The following is a 16,385-nucleotide window of genomic DNA, read 5'->3' on the forward strand; positions in this document are numbered from 1 at the left end:
TACAGGTATTCCAGAAGCTGTTTGGTACACGCGACCCATGTGATAGCTGCCCAGGAATTGATCCCGTAGGGCGAAAATGACTGGCTAGCAGCGAACCACTGTGGTAGGTGTCAGCCAAAGGCTGACGGAGGAAGTTTACACGGTCTTTCGCGGCGCTAGCGCCGCGTCTGCCTTCCACTTAAAGCCTCCTCATTGGCAGGCGCATCCAAGGGCTTTCAATGCTGACTTTGTCAGTACTTGAAAACCTTGGCGAATGCGCCCCAAAGGGGAGGTGGGTCCACGCAAAAAAATAAAAAGCGTGGACCCGGAGAGGTCCTGCGCTATGTGAACAGGAAAAGGGGAAGGGTGGTCACGCTATTCAAGGGCAAGAGCGCGGCCGGGATGGGGTTCAAAAGTAGGATACCTGCACTACACCCGTTGAGAATATCGACCAAAAATCCGGTACAGAGTTTTCTGCAGCAAAAAGTAATTACGTTGGAAACTTTGACCTCGTTGAGCTACCATTCTCGCCGCACTAGCACCAAAAGGGGACAAGCGTTTCCCCTTTGGGGGGAAAATGGCACCGCAGGTGCCAATAGGGGCATATGTTCCTGCCCGCTTTTCGGGCCCGGTCACCTCCCATTCCCGTGGACCGCACGACCATTTAAAGGCTCCTACCTTTATGCGGCCGCATCCAAACAGCCCAACAAATTCTGCAAGAGGCTGTTTGGTTAATAAGGCCCATGCGATAGCGGCCTGCAAAGCAAGTCCGTAGGACGCAGCTGCGCAGCGAGCCGCGAACCGCTGGGGGGAGCTGTCAGCCACTTTAGTGGCTGACTGAGCGGGGATTCCCGGCACCAGCACACTTCAGGTTCGCTGACCGCACCAACCCGATTTTACTACATAGTTTTTCCTACACACCAGTTATTTTTGACAATACTGTCAAAAATAACTGGTACAAAACTGCAAAAGAGTATACTTTCGTATAATTGTTTTTTATTTTTTAAATGCTATACTGTTTATAAAAGTTAACTATCAATGATAGTTAAATAAAATTATATATAGGAAATGACGGGAATACTTAGTTATGCACAAAAACGTAAACTGAATATTCAGAAAAATTCCTATTCACCTAACTAACGAGGAACACCAGATGGAAGAAAAGAGGAAAGTTTAGTGGAGAAGGGGAGATTCTTATGAAAGATAAGTTGCTTCTTACCCGTTTGCTGCTTGCACTAGCTCTGGGGAGCAGCATACCGATCCCACTGGCCCAGGCGGCAGCCAACGACGCCGCAAGGCCGGCGGGGAATACCGATTCCGGGGCACAGCTCAATCGCACCAGAGAATACCTGGAACGCCAGAACATAGCCCGCAAGATACAAGAGGGCTGGGAAAAGAATACCGTAGAAGGGACAGCAGCTTCCGAAAAAAGAGAAGCAGACGCTGTCCGTTTCGTGCTGTCTGAAGTAGAAATCCCAGCCTCCCAGGTCCTGAAGCCTGAAGAGCTCCAGACCATTATACAGGAGTACAAAGGCAAAGAAATCAGCATCAATGACCTGTACGCCCTGGTAGGCAAAATCAACAAACTCTACCAGGAAAAAGGGTATATGACCTGCAGAGCCTACCTGGCCCCCCAGACCATACACCAGGGCCATGTGAAAATCGACCTGTATGAAGGCAAAAACGGAGAACTGGAATTTTCCGGGCGCAAAACCACCAGGAAAGGCTATATTCGGGATCGGCTGCATATCCAGCCTGGGGAAATCCAGAATATGAACCAGCTGAACAAAGATATCCTCCGCTTTAACGCCACCAACGACGCCCAGCTCCACATCATCCTCAAGGCCGGCAAAGAGCCCGGCACCACCGACTACGTCATCGCCGTCCGGGAGCCCCAGGACCAGGTCACCGGAGTCTTTGTCGATGACGCCGGCAACAAAACCAGCGGCGAATACCGGGTCGGCATGTACTGGCAGGATCGGAACCTGCTGGGCAACCGGGACCACCTCTTTATCAGCACACTCCGTTCCCAGGGCACCAAAGCCGTGGCCGCCAGCTACAATACCCCCGTCAATACCCGGGGCACCCGGGCCGGGGTCAGCTACACCACCAACAGCGTGCACATTACCGACGGCCCCTTTGAAGCCCTGGGCGTCAAAGGCCACTCCTATTTGTTCACCGGCTTCCTGGTAAACCCCATCGAAACCACCGAAAACTACAAATCCGAATGGGGCCTGGAATACGGTCACCAGCGGTCCCAAACCGATCTGGGTACCAACTACCGCAACCGGATCCGCTGGGCCAACGATACTCTGGATACCGTGATGGGCTATTACGACCAGCTGAACTACGGTACCTCCTACGTAATGTACCAGAAGTACGGCTACCGCTTCGGCCGGTACGAAAACCTCTATAACAAGACCCGCGATTTCGGCATTTTCGAATTTAACGGTCTGTACCAGCGTCATATCAAACACGGCCAGGAATGGCTGGTACGCCTGGACGGCCAGGTTTCCAGCACCCAGTACCTGCCCTCCGCCGAAATGTACTACCTGGGCGGTATGTACAGTGTCCGAGGCTACAAAGAAAGCCTCATCGCCGGCGACAGCGGCTTCTCCGGCAGCGTGGAATACACCATGCCCATGGATACGAAACGGAAAGTCAAAGGCTACGTCTTCCTGGACGGCGGCCACATCTGGGGCGACAGCGCTTACGGCGACCGGAACCTCATGGGCGCCGGCGCAGGCATCAAATGGGAAATCAACCCCCATATGTCCCTGAATACCGCCCTGGCTTTCCCCCTGATCCGCACCATCAACAGCGAGAACCAAAGCCGGACCCGGATTCACTTTTCCTTCAACAGCGCTTTTTAAGGAGGCCTGAATATGAGCAGTAAAAAGCATAACAAACACCACAGCAGTCAGCAACGGTCCACAGGCCGCCTGGCGCTGCAGGTCTTACTGTCCATAGCCACCGCAGGATTTTTCACGGGGGTTAAGGACGTAGAAGCAGTATCTACCATTACAGATGGCAGCGGCGGTGGACACACGTATGAAGCAGGCGCTGACAATACGTTTAACATCTACGCCCAGCAGATCAAGGGCAGTAACGCCATCAACCAATTTTCTCAATTTTCCCTGGGTGAAAACGATATCGCCAATCTGTATTTTAGAACAACCCAAGAAGGTGCAGACGTTGCCAATCTGTTGAACTTCGTTGACGCTCAAATCAGCATCAACGGTACAGTCAACGCTATCCAAGGTGGTCTAGGTGGCCAGAATGGCGGCAACCTGTTCTTCCTGAGCCCTAACGGCATGGCCGTGGGCGCTAACGGCGCCATTAACGCCGGATCCCTGTATGTTATTGCGCCTACAGATGCTGAATATGGAACCCTGAAAACTAATTTCACAACGAACGATTCCGCTGATGTAAGCACTCTGACCAGCGGCACCGTTCCTCTGAGTGGTTCTTCTACTACCATTTCTGTTTTGGGTACTATTAGCGCCAGCAACGTAACCCTGGCCGGGGGCAGTGTTACTTTAGGAGAAAGTATGATTTATGTCCAGAACCCCAGTAATAAAGCGCTTTCTCCTTCAGACGGCAAAAATACGGCAAAAATTAATACAGGTTTGCGATTGCTTTTGCCGCCACCTGGTGGATATCTGACGTATAGTTAAGATAGACACTGGACACTGTAGCAATGGTGTCTCCCAAAATGTGTGCTACCAGGCTCACGTCCCCGGTTTCCGATAGTAAAAGAGTCGCGAAAGTGTGACGCAAAGCATGAACCGAGCGGCCAGGAAAATGAGTGCTGATGATCCTGCTGAGCCGTTTATGAGCGGTTTCCATCTGTTCCAACGGGAACACTGTTCCGGAAAAGTTAATGGGATTAGAGAACTTCCATTCCTGCAATGCACGCAGGACAATAATAGAGGCTGGAATAGTCCGATTGCTCCTGACAGTCTTACATTGTTTGATTCCGATTTTCCCAGCAGACGTCCTGGACAGCTGCTGCCGGACGGTGATAGTCTGTTTTTCCCAGTCGATGGCGTCCCAGGGCAGGCCGGAAATTTCCCCGTACCGCATGCCGGTGTTGGCGGCCAGTACGACTACCATCTTTCCAAGCGGCCAGGGCTCCAAGATCTTCAGCAGTTGGGCCAGCTCTACCCTTGAAAATGCACGGAGCACTGCCGGAGTTTTATCTTTAGGCATCTGGATACCCTGTGCGGGGTTGACTTTGATAATTTTATACATTTTGCGGGCATGCTCCAGCACTGCGGAAATATTGCATAAAAATCCTTTCCTGGTGGAAGACTTCACTTTCAGTTTTAAAAGTGCATTGGCAATGTCGGCCGGCGTCAGTTCCCGGATGGGGATATCGGCTGCGGATCCCAAACGGGAAACAGCATTGCCATAATTCAACAGAGTATTGTAGGCAAAGATTTTCTGCTTATCCCGCTCGAAAATCGGGAAGAAGTCTCGCAGGGAAATATCTTTCATACGAATGTCATCTGTGAGCCCCGCAGTTTCTTTCACCTGGGCCAATAAGGTGTCCTGGTAGCGTCTGGCCTCACGCTGCGTTTTAAAGCCCTGCTTCGTCTTCTGTTTCCAGCGGCGTCCCACCTTGTATGAAAGAATCAGGCAGATGGATCCATTCTTTTCTCTGTACGAAAACCTGTATTCCATAAGAAAAGCCTCCTTTTCTGGCAAAGAGGGGGCGGGCATGGTATAATGATCATGCAAACTCCCATTGACATGGCGTGTTTGTGTAGAGACGTTCGGTGTTCCCAGCACCGGGCGTCTTTTTTATTTCTTTTGCAGGACAGGATGAACGAAGATGCCTTTGCCCTGGACGTTGGCCAGGTTGATGGCCTTGATGTTGTCCCAATTCCATCCTTTCACGGTTTCGGCCGGTAGCGTGTAGCTATAGACCTTATCCATGGATTCCTTGCCATTCCTGGTGTCCGTGAGCGACGTCCGGCAGATGATGGTGACGTTGGCGATCTTGTACGGGCTTCCGCTGGTATAAGCAGCTTTGGCGATGGTCTTAGTCAGCTCCATGCACTCCTGGAGCGTGATCTTCGGATCATCGATATGAGCCAGGTCCACGGTCACGTTGACGTTGGTGCTATCACCGGACAGGGACTGAGCCACCTGGATTTCAGAGATGGAGTCATGTCCAGTCTTTAAAGCAGCCACGGCATCAGCGATTTTCTGCTGGAGTTTCCCTTCGTCCGTGCTGGTATCGATTTTGATGGACGTGACGGCAGCAGGCTTTGACTCCTGCTTTTTGTCATCTCCACAGCCGGAGACAAGCAGGGAGCAGGCCAGCAGGGCGGACAGCAGAATGGTCAGTGCTTTGATTTTCATAATTTTTGCTCCTTTCAGTCTTTATAAAATATTTCAATGTCGGATGGCATCTGAAATTCTTCCGATTCATGACACAGAAGTTCGGCAACGCCGGCATCTGGACAGACAAAATCGTTCTTGGAAATGTGCCGGATTTCATGAGCGACGGCCTTCTTCCGTTCTTGATCATCCAGGGAACGGTTGACGATGATGGTAAAGCTGCCGTCACCATTGGCCACGGCGAGGGAGTTGGTTTTCTTCGGTAGATTTTGATATGTGACAACGACAGTCATATGGATCATCTCTTTTCTTTAGCTTTCAGGCCTTCGATGACGGCCATCACGACCTTAATGTCTTCAGGGGACAGGTCACGGGCAGCGTCAAAGAGAACTCTCTGACCCGGGGTGTCTTTGATTTCCTGGGCGATTCTGGCGGTTTCAGGATTGAGATAGTAGGTGCTGTTTTCGTTTTTCCCCAGCAAATAGTTCATATCAACATTAAAAAAGTCAGCGATCATTTCCAGAACTTCGAAATTTGGCTCCCGTTTCCCGGACTCGTACATACTAATTGCACTTCTGGTAAGCCCTGTCGCTTTGGCAAAATCATCCTGAGTCAATCCCCGTGACGTTCTCAGCTCTCTCAATCTATCCTTAAATTTCATGGCCATCCCTCCTGTCATGGCTCTATTATATCACGAAACGTGATGGAAAAGTAGAGAAAATAGCACGAAACGTGTTGACACGGAACGTGTTGTAAGTTATACTATACTTGTGCCACGAAACGTGGAGAAAGGAGGTGAGTGAAGTGCCGGAACCGAAAGAAATTGGTGAACGCTTACGGAAGCTCCGTGGCGAAATCGACCGTAGTACCGTGGCTCAGAGATGCGGCATCAGCGTTTCTGCTGTGTCCATGTATGAAAATGGGATAAGGGTGCCACGAGACGAAATCAAAGTCAGACTGGCGAAATTTTACGGTAAGACGGTCGAGTCAATTTTTTATTGACCAAATCGGCCACGAAATGTGGCGAACAGAAAGGAGGCCACTCATGGAAAAGTTAGTCATGAAGGCCGACGAGGCGGCCGAGGTCCTCAACGTGGGGAAATCGACGGTCTACGATCTCTGTGACCGTGGGATTCTTCCCAGAATCAAGAAACTGCCGGGGCTCCGTTTCCGGGCTCAGGACGTCTATGCTCTGGCCAAACTCAAACAGAACCAGGAAGAGTACAGCCCATACCAGTTCCGGCAGCTCCAGACTGAGCTGGCCAACGAAAGGGCAAGGAACCAGAGAATCCGTTCTGCTGCCCTGGCTCTTTTGACAGCGATTTCAGAGGAGGGAATGTGATGGATGATGCAATGATGGAAACCATCCGGGCCAATGCCCGATATTATCGACTGGCCAATGGCATGTCAGGTACCTATATCGGTGAGGCTATAGGCCACGATGCCAGCTGAGTGCAGCAGTTCGAAGCAGGAGCAATCCAAAAGCCGAAACCGGCTGACCTGATCAAGCTGGCCCATGCCCTGGGACTTCGGCTCAGTGACCTGGTCAAGACAGAACCCAACCTACTGCTGTATCTCAGCCCCGAAGAACATCGGATTGGAATGGAAAATCTGGAAAAGATCCGGCACCATAGAGGATTATCAAAGAGACAGTTTAGTCTGTACCTGGGTCTTAGCGAGGGTCATTACAACAAAGTCCTCAATGGCCACGGAAATTTCAGTATCAAAACCTGGTGGAAAATTGCAGATTCCCTGTTTATGGATCTGCGGAAATTGATAGGGAGCCATGAAGATGACGTATAAGATCACTGACGAATTCCTGGATTGTGTGGACCGGCTTCTGGACTCCGTGATGGAGATGTCCCAGCACGCAGACCCCATGACCGCTTCCGGGGTTACTCTGGTTGAACTCAAGCGTTTCGAGTTGGTTCGGGACAATGCGGTCCGGGTTTGCGACGCTATGGAAGACGGATTCCCTGAATATGGAAAGGATGAAGAAGATGAAGAAACAACCAAAGAATGCGCCAATTCTGGTGACGATGATCCTGCTGCCGTATTTGATAATCCGGATGGCTTTGGATGTGATCCTGATGCTGATTGATACATTGACTGACGGATTTGACGTCCTGGGTCCCCGGTTCCAGGGAATCGTGATTGGCTTCTTCGGGGCAATCAGCCTGCTTATTGTCGCCATCAACCTGGCAATCTGGGGGTAAGCCAATGATGAACGGAAACAAAGAGGCCCGTCAGCATGGCAGTGCTGGCGGACCTGGTGAATCTATCCCGATTCACCTCTAGTATACCACGGAGGAAAGAGTATGAAAATCAATACGCTGGAAATCGAGAACGTCAAACGGGTGAAGGCGGTCAAGCTGGAGCCAAGTCCCAATGGGCTTACCATCATCGGTGGGAAAAATGGCCAGGGAAAGACCAGCGTCCTTGATGCCATTGCTTGGGGCCTGGGCGGCGACCGCTACAAACCGTCAGTACCCGCAAGGGAAGGGGCCTTGGTGCCGCCTGCAATCCATATTGAATTGGACAACGGCATCATCGTGGAGAGGAAGGGCAAGAACAGCGCCCTCAAGGTCATCGACAGCAATGGTAATAAGAGTGGGCAGTCTCTCCTCAAGGAGTTTATCAGTCAGTTGGCACTGGACCTACCAAGCTTTTTAAAAGCGACAGACAAGGAAAAAGCGGACACGCTGCTGCAGATCATCGGTGTAGGAGACCAGCTCCAAGCTATCGACGAAAATATCCGCAAGGTCTATTATCAACGCACCGAAGTAGGACGCATCAAAGAACGCAAGGAAAAGGCAGCTGCCGATATGCAGACTTTCCCTGGGGCACCGGAAGACCCCATCAGCGCCTTTGAGCTTATCCAACGGCAGCAGGCCATCCTGGCAAGGAATGGGGAAAACCAGAAAAAACGGTTCCATCTCTCTGATCTTCAGCGCAAACAGACGGACCTTGCCAATCGCATCAACGCTCTTATGAGTGAACTGGAACAGGCAAGAAGCCAAAAGGAAATCATTGACCGTGATGTTGAAACCGCAGGCAAGGACGTTGCTACTCTCCAGGACGAGTCCACGGAAGAGATCGAGAAAAACCTGCAGCAGGTCGAGATGATCAATGCCCAGATTCGAAAGAATGCGGAACACAAGAAGGCAGTCGAAGAAGCAGAGCGGTATGGGAATGAATATGCAGAGCTTACAGGCAAGTTGGAGCGGCTTCGCGCTGACCGTCGTTCCCTGCTTGATGGAGCTGACCTGCCGCTCCCTGGGCTTTCTGTGGAAGATGGCAAGCTCCTTTATAAGGGTCTCCCTTGGGATGGCATGAGCGCCAGCGAGCAACTTAAGGTGTCGACTGCCATCGTGAGGAAACTCAATCCTAACTGTGGTTTTGTCCTTATGGATAAATTGGAACAGATGGACACGGACACGCTCCAGGACTTCGGAGCCTGGCTTGAGCGGGAAGGGCTGCAAGTGATTGCCACCCGCGTATCTACGGGCGATGAATGCAGCGTCATCATTGAAGACGGCATGGTCAAAGGCGAAGAAGCCGCTGCTAAGCCGGCCTGGAAGGCAGGGACATTCTAATGAAGCTGCTGAAGGAAAAAGATTTGAAGCTCAAGGCGCTCATGATTGAACAGAAGAAGGCTTGGGAAGACTTACGGGAAGCTCAATACCAACTGAAGAATCCTCTGCTTTGGCCAAACGAGGTTGAATACATGAAAGGGATCCTTGCTCACAAGGAACAGGAATACCAGCGCGTCAATGATGAGCTTAGAGCATACATGAACGAAAAAGGAGGAAAGCAGCATGCTTAATATCAGCAAAGGAATTGTTTTACGGCCCCAGAAAGTCGTTGTTTATGGGCCTGAAGGCATCGGAAAATCTACCTTCGCGAGCCATTTCCCAGACCCGCTTTTTCTGGATATTGAAGACAGTACCAGCCAGCTTGACGTCAAGCGCATCCCAGACATCAATTCCTGGGCCATGCTCATGGGAATCATTGAGGAGGTTACGAAGGAAAAACCCTGCAAGACCCTTGTTATTGACACGGTGGATTGGGCAGAAAAACTCTGCATCCAATATGTCTGTGCCCAAGCAAAGAAAAGCTCCATCGAGGACTTTGCCTACGGGAGCGGCTATACAAAGCTCATGGAAGCCTTTGCCCGCTTCCTGGAGGCCCTGAATGGCGTAACAAAGGCAGGCATCAACGTTGTCCTTAACGCTCATGCCCAGATCCGGAAGTTTGAGCAGCCGGATGAGATGGGAGCCTATGATCGGTGGGAACTGAAACTCAACAGCAAGACCACAAACAAGACGGCAGCCATCGTGAAGGAATGGGCCGATGCCCTGCTTTTTGCGAACTATAAGACCATCATCATGACGGACCAGACGACCAACAAGAAGAAAGGGGTCGGCGGAAAGCGGGTCATGTACACCCAGCATGCAAGCACATGGGACGCCAAGAATCGCTGGTGCTTGCCCCCAGAAGTGCCCTTCGAATATGCAAGCATTGCGCCCTATATCCCTGACCTTGGAGAGCCGCCTGTGGTCATTGATTCACCTCAGGGCAGTGTTCCATTGCCGCCAGATCCTTCACCTGAAGAAGAGGCATTCTGGGATGTCCAGGACAATCCTGCCGAAGCATCTGGACCCGCCCCACAGTCAGAAGTCATTGCAACAGCTGCTCAAGTTGCTGCAGCAGATCCAAAGCAAGCTGTCATCAAGCAGGTATTTGACCTTTTAAAAACGGAAGGCATGAAAGAAACAGATGTTCGCCGCGCCGTTGCTGCGCGGGGCTACTACCCGGAAGAAACCAGTATCATGGACTATGACATCGAATTTTTGAAAGGCGTCATCCTTGGTGCCTGGCCGCAGCTTAAATCGTTTATTGTTGCTAATAAAATTTAGGAGGAAATGAAAATGAGTTTTGAAAATATGGGAACCGTGGTTGAAGATAAGGTATTTGGTTGGGAAGACGAAATCACCGCTGAAGGCGGGAACAAAAGTTACACCCTCCTTGAAGAAGGGGATTACCCCTTCGTTATCAAAGAAGTGGAACGCTCTATGTATGAGCCAAAAAATCCGAACAGCAAGATTCCACCATGTCCGAAGGCCATCATTCATTTGATGGTCATCCCGAATGATCCCGCAGCGACGGAGCCAGTGGAAGTGACCACAAATCTCTTCCTTCACAGCAGCCAGGAATGGAAGCTTGCCACCTTCTTCCTTGCCATTGGCGTCAAGAAGAAACATGAACCACTCCATATGCGCTGGAACCTCCAAGGCCTTGAAGGCTGGTGCCACATGGCTCCGCGCGAATTTAACGACAAGACCTACAACAACGTGGCCTACTTCATCGAACCTGACAAAGCCCCTAAACGGGACCCACATATGCCTGCTCCAAAGCCTGTGAACGGGGCAAGCTTCACACCAGGGGCCTTCTAAGTGGAACTCCGGCCATATCAGCAGCAAGCGATTGAGGCCATTGAACAAGACTGGGAGCGTGGACACAGGCGCACGCTCCTTGTTCTTCCTACGGGATGCGGCAAGACCATCGTTTTTGCAAACGTGGCCAAACGAGCCGTGGCCCGTGGCAAAAAGGTCCTCATCCTTGCCCACCGGGATGAGCTATTGACTCAAGCCCAGGATAAGATCCTAAAAGCAACGGGCCTTATGACAAGCAAAGAAAAGGCAAGCGGAACTTCACTGGATAGCTTTTTTCGGATCACTGTCGGCAGCGTCCAGACCATGCAGCGGGAAAAACGCTTAAACCGCTTTCCCGCTGATACCTTCCAGACCATCATTGTAGACGAAGCCCACCACGCCCTTGCAAATGGCTACCAGACGGTTTTAAATCACTTCCCTAATGCGGAAGTCCTAGGCGTCACGGCAACGCCTGAGAGGCAAAATGTGGCGTGCCTGGGCGAGTATTTTGACAACATCGCTTATGAATATTCCCTCCCGCAAGCCATCAAGGAAGGATACCTGTCACCTATCAAGGCCCTTACAGTGCCACTCAATATCGATCTTGGGGGCGTCAAGATGGCAAACGGGGACTACGCAGCAGGTGATTTGGGGGATGCCCTGTCACCATATCTTGAAGCCATTGCCACCGAAATGGAGCAATATTGCAAGAATCGGAAGACCGTTGTTTTCCTGCCGCTTGTGGCAACGAGCAAGGCTTTCCGGGATATCCTGAACCGCCATGGATTTAAGGCGGCAGAAGTCAATGGAAACAGTGCAGACCGTGCCGAAGTCCTTGATGCCTATGAACGCGGGGAATACAACGTGCTCTGCAACGCCATGCTCCTCACGGAAGGATGGGACTGTCCCGCAGTGGATTGTGTTGTCGTCCTTCGTCCAACAAAGATACGCAGCCTTTACCAGCAAATGGTGGGGCGGGGGAGCAGACTTGCGCCAGGGAAAAAGGATTTACTCCTCTTGGATTTTTTATGGCTTACTGAGCGTCATAACCTCTGCAGGCCAGCATCTCTCGTTTGCAAGGACGAAAAGGTTGCAGAAAAGATGACAAAGCGCCTTGAAGACAGCGCTGGGATGGCCCTTGATATTGAAGAAGCTGCAGATGAAGCAGAAAGGGATGCTGTAGCTGAGCGGGAAGCTAGTCTAGCCAAGGAGCTCAAGGCCATGCGTGAACGCAAACGTAAGCTGGTGGACCCAATTCAATATTTCTTTTCCATCGAAGCAGGGGATCTTGCTGGATACGAACCGACATTCATGTGGGAAAAGGGCCCTGCGACGCAAAAGCAGCTGCAATACCTTGAAGCCCACGGAATCGCACCGGACACGGTAGAAAATGCAGGCCTTGCAACGCAGCTTATTGAACGGCTCAAGATGCGCCAACAGAATGGCCTTTCAACGCCAAAGCAGATCCGTTTTCTGGAACGCAAAGGCTTTTCTCATGTTGGGACTTGGAGCTTTTCCGCGGCAAGCAGCATGATTGGCCGTATCGCGGAAAATGATTGGCGCATCCCGTCTGGCATCATCCCCGCTGCCTACAATCCTCAAGAAGGAATGAATCATGAAGCAATTTGACCTTTTAGGCGTGCTCAATTTTATTGATCCAACTTCCTGCTCTTACCAGGAATGGCTGCAGGTAGGGATGGCCCTCCAGAAAGAAGGCTATCCTCTTAGTGCGTGGGACAACTGGAGCGCCCTTGACAGTGTCCGTTACCACTCCGGTGAATGCAGCAAGAAATGGGAGGGCTTTCGCGGCTCTCCCAATCCCGTAACGGGAGCCACCATCACCATGATGGCAAAGGAGAGAGGATGGAAGCCAAAGGAGCGGGAAGCAGGGCGCGCCCTTTCGTGGGATGATGAAATTCGTCAAGATCCATCAAGCGGGATCATCATCAATCCGAAACTCCTTGAAGGTGAGGCATTTAGGGAGCCACAGGGGGACTGGAAACCGGTACAGGAAATCATCACCTTTCTCCGTACACTCTTCGATGCTTCAGACCATGTCGGCTACGTCAACGAAAGTATGCGTAAGGATGACACGGACAAATTCATTCCCGCCAATAGTGGTTATACGAGCAGGACAAGCGGCACGCTCATCACGCAGCTTGAAAAGTGCAACGGCGACATTGGCGCTGTCTTTGGAGATTATAACCCGCAGGCGGGGATGTGGATCCGCATCAATGCCCTGGATGGACACGGCGTCAAAAACGAAAATGTGACCGCCTTTAAATACGCCCTGGTCGAATGCGACGACCTTTCCCTGGCTAAGCAGAACGAGGCTATCAGAAAACTGCAGCTGCCGGTGGCAACCCTGACCTACAGCGGCGCAAAAAGCATTCATGCCATTGTGAAGGTCGATGCAGCTAATGCGGAAGAATATCGGCAGCGTATTGATTTTCTGTACAAAATCTGCGAAAAGAACGGCCTTACCATCGACACGGCCAATAAGAATCCATCTAGGCTTTCCCGGCTTCCTGGCGTCAAACGAGGCGGCAAGAAACAGTTCCTTATTGGCACAAACCTTGGAAAGGAATCCTGGGACGAGTGGCGGGAATGGATCGAGAATACCAATGACGACATGCCCTTCATCAAGAATCTTGGAGAGGCAAAAGACAAGGGGCTTCCACCCAAAGCAGACGAACTCATCCACGGGGTTTTGAGGCAGGGACACAAGATGCTCATTGCAGGACCTTCAAAGGCCGGAAAGAGCTTTGCCCTCATCGAGCTAGCCATGGCCATCGCATCGGGTACGACGTGGCTGGGACATTTTCCTTGTGAAAAAGGAAAGGTCCTCTACGTCAACCTTGAGATTGATGAGCCATCCTGCTTTGACCGCTTTGACGTTGTGGGGAAGGCCCTTGGCATTGGTCACGAGGCTGATTATAACGTTGAAATTTGGAACCTGCGCGGGAAAAGTGTCCCGATGGACAAGCTAGCGCCCAAAATCATTGCCAGGGCGCAGGAATCGGATTACATAGCCATCATCATTGACCCCATTTATAAAGTCATTACAGGGGACGAAAACAGCGCTGACCAGATGGCCCATTTTTGCAACCAATTTGACAAAATTTGCACGGAACTCGGCTGTGCTGTCATTTACTGCCACCATCACAGCAAGGGCGGTCAAGGGCTCAAGAAGTCCATGGACCGCGCCAGCGGGTCCGGCGTTTTCGCCCGTGATCCGGACGCCATGCTGGACATGATCCAGCTCAAGGTGAAGGACCAGGACCCGGACGATATTGCGACGGCTTGGCGCATCTCAGGGACGCTAAGAGAGTTTCCGTCCTTTCCTCCAGTCAATGTTTTCTTTCGCTATCCCGTCCATGTGGCTGATGACGCGGGCATGCTCAAGGACGCCATGGAAGAGGGCAGCCTGGCTGATGTCTATCACAAGGGTAGGGAACAGTCGAACAAGGCGAAGAAGGAAGAAGCCGCCAAGAATGTTGACAGTGTGGAAATCGCTTTTGAAGCGTATGCGAACGAGGCGGGGAAAGCGAAACTGTCGGATATGGCAAGGTATTTTTCTAAGTCTGAACGAACCGTGAAAAATTATATAAACCAAAATGGTGGGTTCAAAGTTAAAAATGGGCTCGTTGAAAGAATTAGCGATTTAGAGTGCTAAAGAATTTGGAAATACAGTTATATATATAGTGTTTCCATTACTGCATATGTCAGGAAGTAGGGGGTAAATGTGTGGGACTACGTTTCCCACACACATTTCCCCTCTCCCTACTTCTTCAGACATATGGACAGTGGTTCTGAATTGAATTTTAAAAGTTTAAAAGTCAAAACAGAAGTTAAAAACTAGGAAATGAAGGTGTAGCAATGACAAATGGAAAGAGGAAGGGCAAGTACGGGGAACTTGAGGTCGTACGATTATGTAAGGCCGAAGGGTACGACGCCCGCCGCTCAGCTCAGTTTTGTGGTAATAATCCCGAAGGCACTGCTGACGTGGTTGGGCTGCCCGGTATCCATATCGAGGTTAAGCGTGTGGAGCACCTCAACATTGACGATGCTCTGGCCCAGGCTTCCAGAGACGCAGGGAAGACTACTGGAAACATCCCGGCTGTGTTCCACCGGAAAAACGGGACCAGCTGGAAGGTGACTATGGGAGCCGATGACTGGTTCCGGCTCTACCGGGAATGGGAAGCGGGAGGGAAGCCATGAATCAATGCTGGAAATGGATGCCCATAATAGCTGCAGCAGCCGTTGCGCTGCTGGTCCTATGGTTTATCATTATGGACTTTCTGGTCCTTTTCCTTTTGTTTGGCGGAAAATGAAGGAGGCGCTGTCATAATGGAACAGGGAATCAGGATCCCCGGCGTGAGCCGTCAGGAGCTGAAGCGTATCAAGGCTATGAGCCTGCCAGCGTTCCGCCTCTGGCTGCTTGAGTATAGCAGCCAGATCTATAACCTGGGCATCAGTGATTGCCGGGATGCCCTGAGGGCGGAATTCGGGTTCGGGGACGTCCGGCTTAAGAGGGTGACTGACCATATTGCAAAGGTTATGGCTGAATTTGCAAAGGAGGAAAATAAATGAATGATACCCTTCTGGAACTCAAAGTCAATCTTCAAAACATTAGCAATGCATTGGGGACTGCGGAAGCAGAGTTTGCCTATCTGTCCATGAAAATTAATCCAACGGCCACCAGGAGCCAGGAACATGACGTGCTAATCCAGGCACTGGACCGGATCAGCAAGCTGCGGGAAAGGTTGAAAAATGAGGAGAATGTCATCTCAAGGGAGTTGAGCTGCTTATGAGTGAAAACCCTTACAAGCTGAGCTATGTGGGTACTTTCCACCAGTGTGCCAACTGCCAATTGACCTACTTCGAAGGTACTACAGGCAAATGGCCCTGGAGGATTTACTACATGCGCCAGGTAAAAAGATTCTGCACCTACCGGTGCATGCGGGATTTTATGAGGAGGAATCATATTCGATGAACACTGAACAGGAACGCTGTGTGAAATGTGACTACTGTGACCTTGAAGATTTCTTCTGGGACGGCAAGAGGCTCTGCGTCCTCTATCGCTGTCGGATTTATCGGGACACCATCCAGAAGGCTGCGGCCAAATGTCCCTACCATCTCAAGATGAAAAAGCCTATGGGAGATTTAATCCGGCACCCGGACCAATACACTTTCAGGGGCAGGGAAGCCATCGAGGCTGTCCGAATCATGGACGGGGAAGCCGAAAGTAAAGATGGCTATCTGATGAGAGCCATCATAAAATTGCTCTACCGCTATCCTCGAAGGAACAGAACACATGACCTGGACCTGGCGATTGAGTGCATTAAAATGTTACGGGAAGAATATACCGACCCCCCGAAAAAACGGGAAGGGGATATGATCAAGCACCCGGATCACTATACCTTTCGTGGAGTGGAAGCCATCGAAGTGGTGAAAATCATGACGTCTACGGCCACCGGTGTGGAGGCTTACCTACTGGGATGCGCGGTCAAATACCTGTACCGCTATCCCCGTAAAAACGGGAAGCAGGATTTGGACAAAGCCATCCAGTGTATCAAGATGCTGCGAGAATATCTGTACGGCAAAGAAGACAAAAAATAG

Annotated in this window: 21 protein-coding genes; 17 read left to right on the forward strand and 4 right to left on the reverse strand. The window is 51.1% G+C overall.

Translation table 11 applies throughout. The features are described 5' to 3' along the window. The first annotated feature begins 1,175 nt into the window (after positions 1 to 1,175). Positions 1,176 to 2,852 carry a ShlB/FhaC/HecB family hemolysin secretion/activation protein gene (locus tag LKE88_RS12585; RefSeq protein ID WP_118286967.1) on the forward strand — a complete coding sequence of 559 codons (1,677 nt, stop codon included), beginning with the start codon at positions 1,176 to 1,178 and terminating at the stop codon, positions 2,850 to 2,852. A gap of 12 nt (positions 2,853 to 2,864) precedes the next feature. Continuing rightward, positions 2,865 to 3,656, forward strand: a complete 792-nt coding sequence (locus tag LKE88_RS12590; RefSeq protein WP_276803781.1) for a leukotoxin LktA family filamentous adhesin — start codon at positions 2,865 to 2,867, stop codon at positions 3,654 to 3,656. Here LKE88_RS12590 and LKE88_RS12595 read toward each other — a convergent pair. The 4 genes from LKE88_RS12595 to LKE88_RS12610 form a co-directional block, all read right to left on the reverse strand. Beyond that, positions 3,598 to 4,722, reverse strand: a complete 1,125-nt coding sequence (locus tag LKE88_RS12595) for a site-specific integrase (protein ID WP_276803783.1) — start codon at positions 4,720 to 4,722, stop codon at positions 3,598 to 3,600. The genes LKE88_RS12590 and LKE88_RS12595 overlap by 59 nt on opposite strands. Positions 4,723 to 4,785: 63 nt before the next feature. Beyond that, positions 4,786 to 5,349: a hypothetical protein gene (locus LKE88_RS12600; protein WP_276803785.1), complete on the reverse strand. Its 564-nt coding sequence runs from the start codon at positions 5,347 to 5,349 to the stop codon at positions 4,786 to 4,788. A 14-nt stretch (positions 5,350 to 5,363) separates the two neighbouring features. Next, complete coding sequence (locus LKE88_RS12605) at positions 5,364 to 5,621, reverse strand: M48 family metalloprotease (protein ID WP_276803788.1); 258 nt, start codon at positions 5,619 to 5,621, stop codon at positions 5,364 to 5,366. 5 nt (positions 5,622 to 5,626) lie between these two features. After that, positions 5,627 to 5,989, reverse strand: coding sequence for a helix-turn-helix domain-containing protein (locus tag LKE88_RS12610; protein WP_276803789.1), 363 nt, complete (start codon positions 5,987 to 5,989; stop codon positions 5,627 to 5,629). 143 nt (positions 5,990 to 6,132) lie between these two features. On the opposite strand from LKE88_RS12610, the gene LKE88_RS12615 reads away from it, so the two are divergent. The 15 genes from LKE88_RS12615 (at position 6,133) to LKE88_RS12685 (ending at position 16,385) form a co-directional block, all read left to right on the forward strand. After that, a complete protein-coding gene (locus tag LKE88_RS12615) occupies positions 6,133 to 6,330 on the forward strand; it encodes a helix-turn-helix transcriptional regulator (protein ID WP_276803791.1) in 198 nt (65 codons plus the stop codon). Between the two features lie 43 nt (positions 6,331 to 6,373). After that, the gene (locus LKE88_RS12620) at positions 6,374 to 6,670 is read left to right on the forward strand and encodes a helix-turn-helix domain-containing protein (RefSeq protein WP_276803793.1); all 297 of its coding nucleotides are present in this window, start codon (positions 6,374 to 6,376) and stop codon (positions 6,668 to 6,670) included. Between the two features lie 110 nt (positions 6,671 to 6,780). Then, complete coding sequence (locus tag LKE88_RS12625) at positions 6,781 to 7,131, forward strand: helix-turn-helix domain-containing protein (RefSeq protein ID WP_276803795.1); 351 nt, start codon at positions 6,781 to 6,783, stop codon at positions 7,129 to 7,131. Beyond that, the gene (locus LKE88_RS12630) at positions 7,121 to 7,429 is read left to right on the forward strand and encodes a hypothetical protein (RefSeq protein ID WP_276803797.1); all 309 of its coding nucleotides are present in this window, start codon (positions 7,121 to 7,123) and stop codon (positions 7,427 to 7,429) included. Before LKE88_RS12625 ends, LKE88_RS12630 begins: the two co-directional genes overlap by 11 nt. Further along, positions 7,419 to 7,544 (forward strand): hypothetical protein, encoded by a 126-nt coding sequence (locus LKE88_RS12635; protein ID WP_276802345.1) that lies wholly within the window; start codon positions 7,419 to 7,421, stop codon positions 7,542 to 7,544. The genes LKE88_RS12630 and LKE88_RS12635 overlap by 11 nt, the downstream gene beginning before the upstream one ends. Before the next feature lie 102 nt (positions 7,545 to 7,646). After that, the gene (locus LKE88_RS12640; RefSeq protein ID WP_276803799.1) at positions 7,647 to 8,924 is read left to right on the forward strand and encodes an AAA family ATPase; all 1,278 of its coding nucleotides are present in this window, start codon (positions 7,647 to 7,649) and stop codon (positions 8,922 to 8,924) included. Beyond that, positions 8,924 to 9,154 (forward strand): hypothetical protein, encoded by a 231-nt coding sequence (locus LKE88_RS12645; RefSeq protein WP_014128634.1) that lies wholly within the window; start codon positions 8,924 to 8,926, stop codon positions 9,152 to 9,154. Before LKE88_RS12640 ends, LKE88_RS12645 begins: the two co-directional genes overlap by 1 nt. Next, complete coding sequence (locus tag LKE88_RS12650) at positions 9,147 to 10,247, forward strand: ATP-binding protein (protein WP_276803803.1); 1,101 nt, start codon at positions 9,147 to 9,149, stop codon at positions 10,245 to 10,247. Before LKE88_RS12645 ends, LKE88_RS12650 begins: the two co-directional genes overlap by 8 nt. A gap of 12 nt (positions 10,248 to 10,259) precedes the next feature. Next, on the forward strand, positions 10,260 to 10,784 hold the full coding sequence (locus tag LKE88_RS12655; RefSeq protein WP_016459815.1) for a hypothetical protein: 525 nt from the start codon (positions 10,260 to 10,262) through the stop codon (positions 10,782 to 10,784). Continuing rightward, on the forward strand, positions 10,785 to 12,392 hold the full coding sequence (locus tag LKE88_RS12660; RefSeq protein WP_276803806.1) for a DEAD/DEAH box helicase: 1,608 nt from the start codon (positions 10,785 to 10,787) through the stop codon (positions 12,390 to 12,392). Next, a complete protein-coding gene (locus LKE88_RS12665) occupies positions 12,379 to 14,439 on the forward strand; it encodes an AAA family ATPase (RefSeq protein WP_026385483.1) in 2,061 nt (686 codons plus the stop codon). Before LKE88_RS12660 ends, LKE88_RS12665 begins: the two co-directional genes overlap by 14 nt. A 203-nt stretch (positions 14,440 to 14,642) precedes the next feature. Then, positions 14,643 to 14,984, forward strand: coding sequence for a hypothetical protein (locus LKE88_RS12670; protein WP_276803809.1), 342 nt, complete (start codon positions 14,643 to 14,645; stop codon positions 14,982 to 14,984). Between the two features lie 129 nt (positions 14,985 to 15,113). Further along, positions 15,114 to 15,356, forward strand: a complete 243-nt coding sequence (locus tag LKE88_RS12675) for a hypothetical protein (protein ID WP_051201282.1) — start codon at positions 15,114 to 15,116, stop codon at positions 15,354 to 15,356. Continuing rightward, positions 15,353 to 15,577: a hypothetical protein gene (locus tag LKE88_RS12680; RefSeq protein WP_026385481.1), complete on the forward strand. Its 225-nt coding sequence runs from the start codon at positions 15,353 to 15,355 to the stop codon at positions 15,575 to 15,577. Before LKE88_RS12675 ends, LKE88_RS12680 begins: the two co-directional genes overlap by 4 nt. Before the next feature lie 178 nt (positions 15,578 to 15,755). Beyond that, positions 15,756 to 16,385 carry a DUF3310 domain-containing protein gene (locus LKE88_RS12685; RefSeq protein ID WP_211219243.1) on the forward strand — a complete coding sequence of 210 codons (630 nt, stop codon included), beginning with the start codon at positions 15,756 to 15,758 and terminating at the stop codon, positions 16,383 to 16,385.

This window comes from Acidaminococcus hominis, from assembly GCF_022484025.1.
In the GTDB taxonomy this organism is placed as follows: Bacteria; Bacillota; Negativicutes; order Acidaminococcales; family Acidaminococcaceae; genus Acidaminococcus; species Acidaminococcus hominis.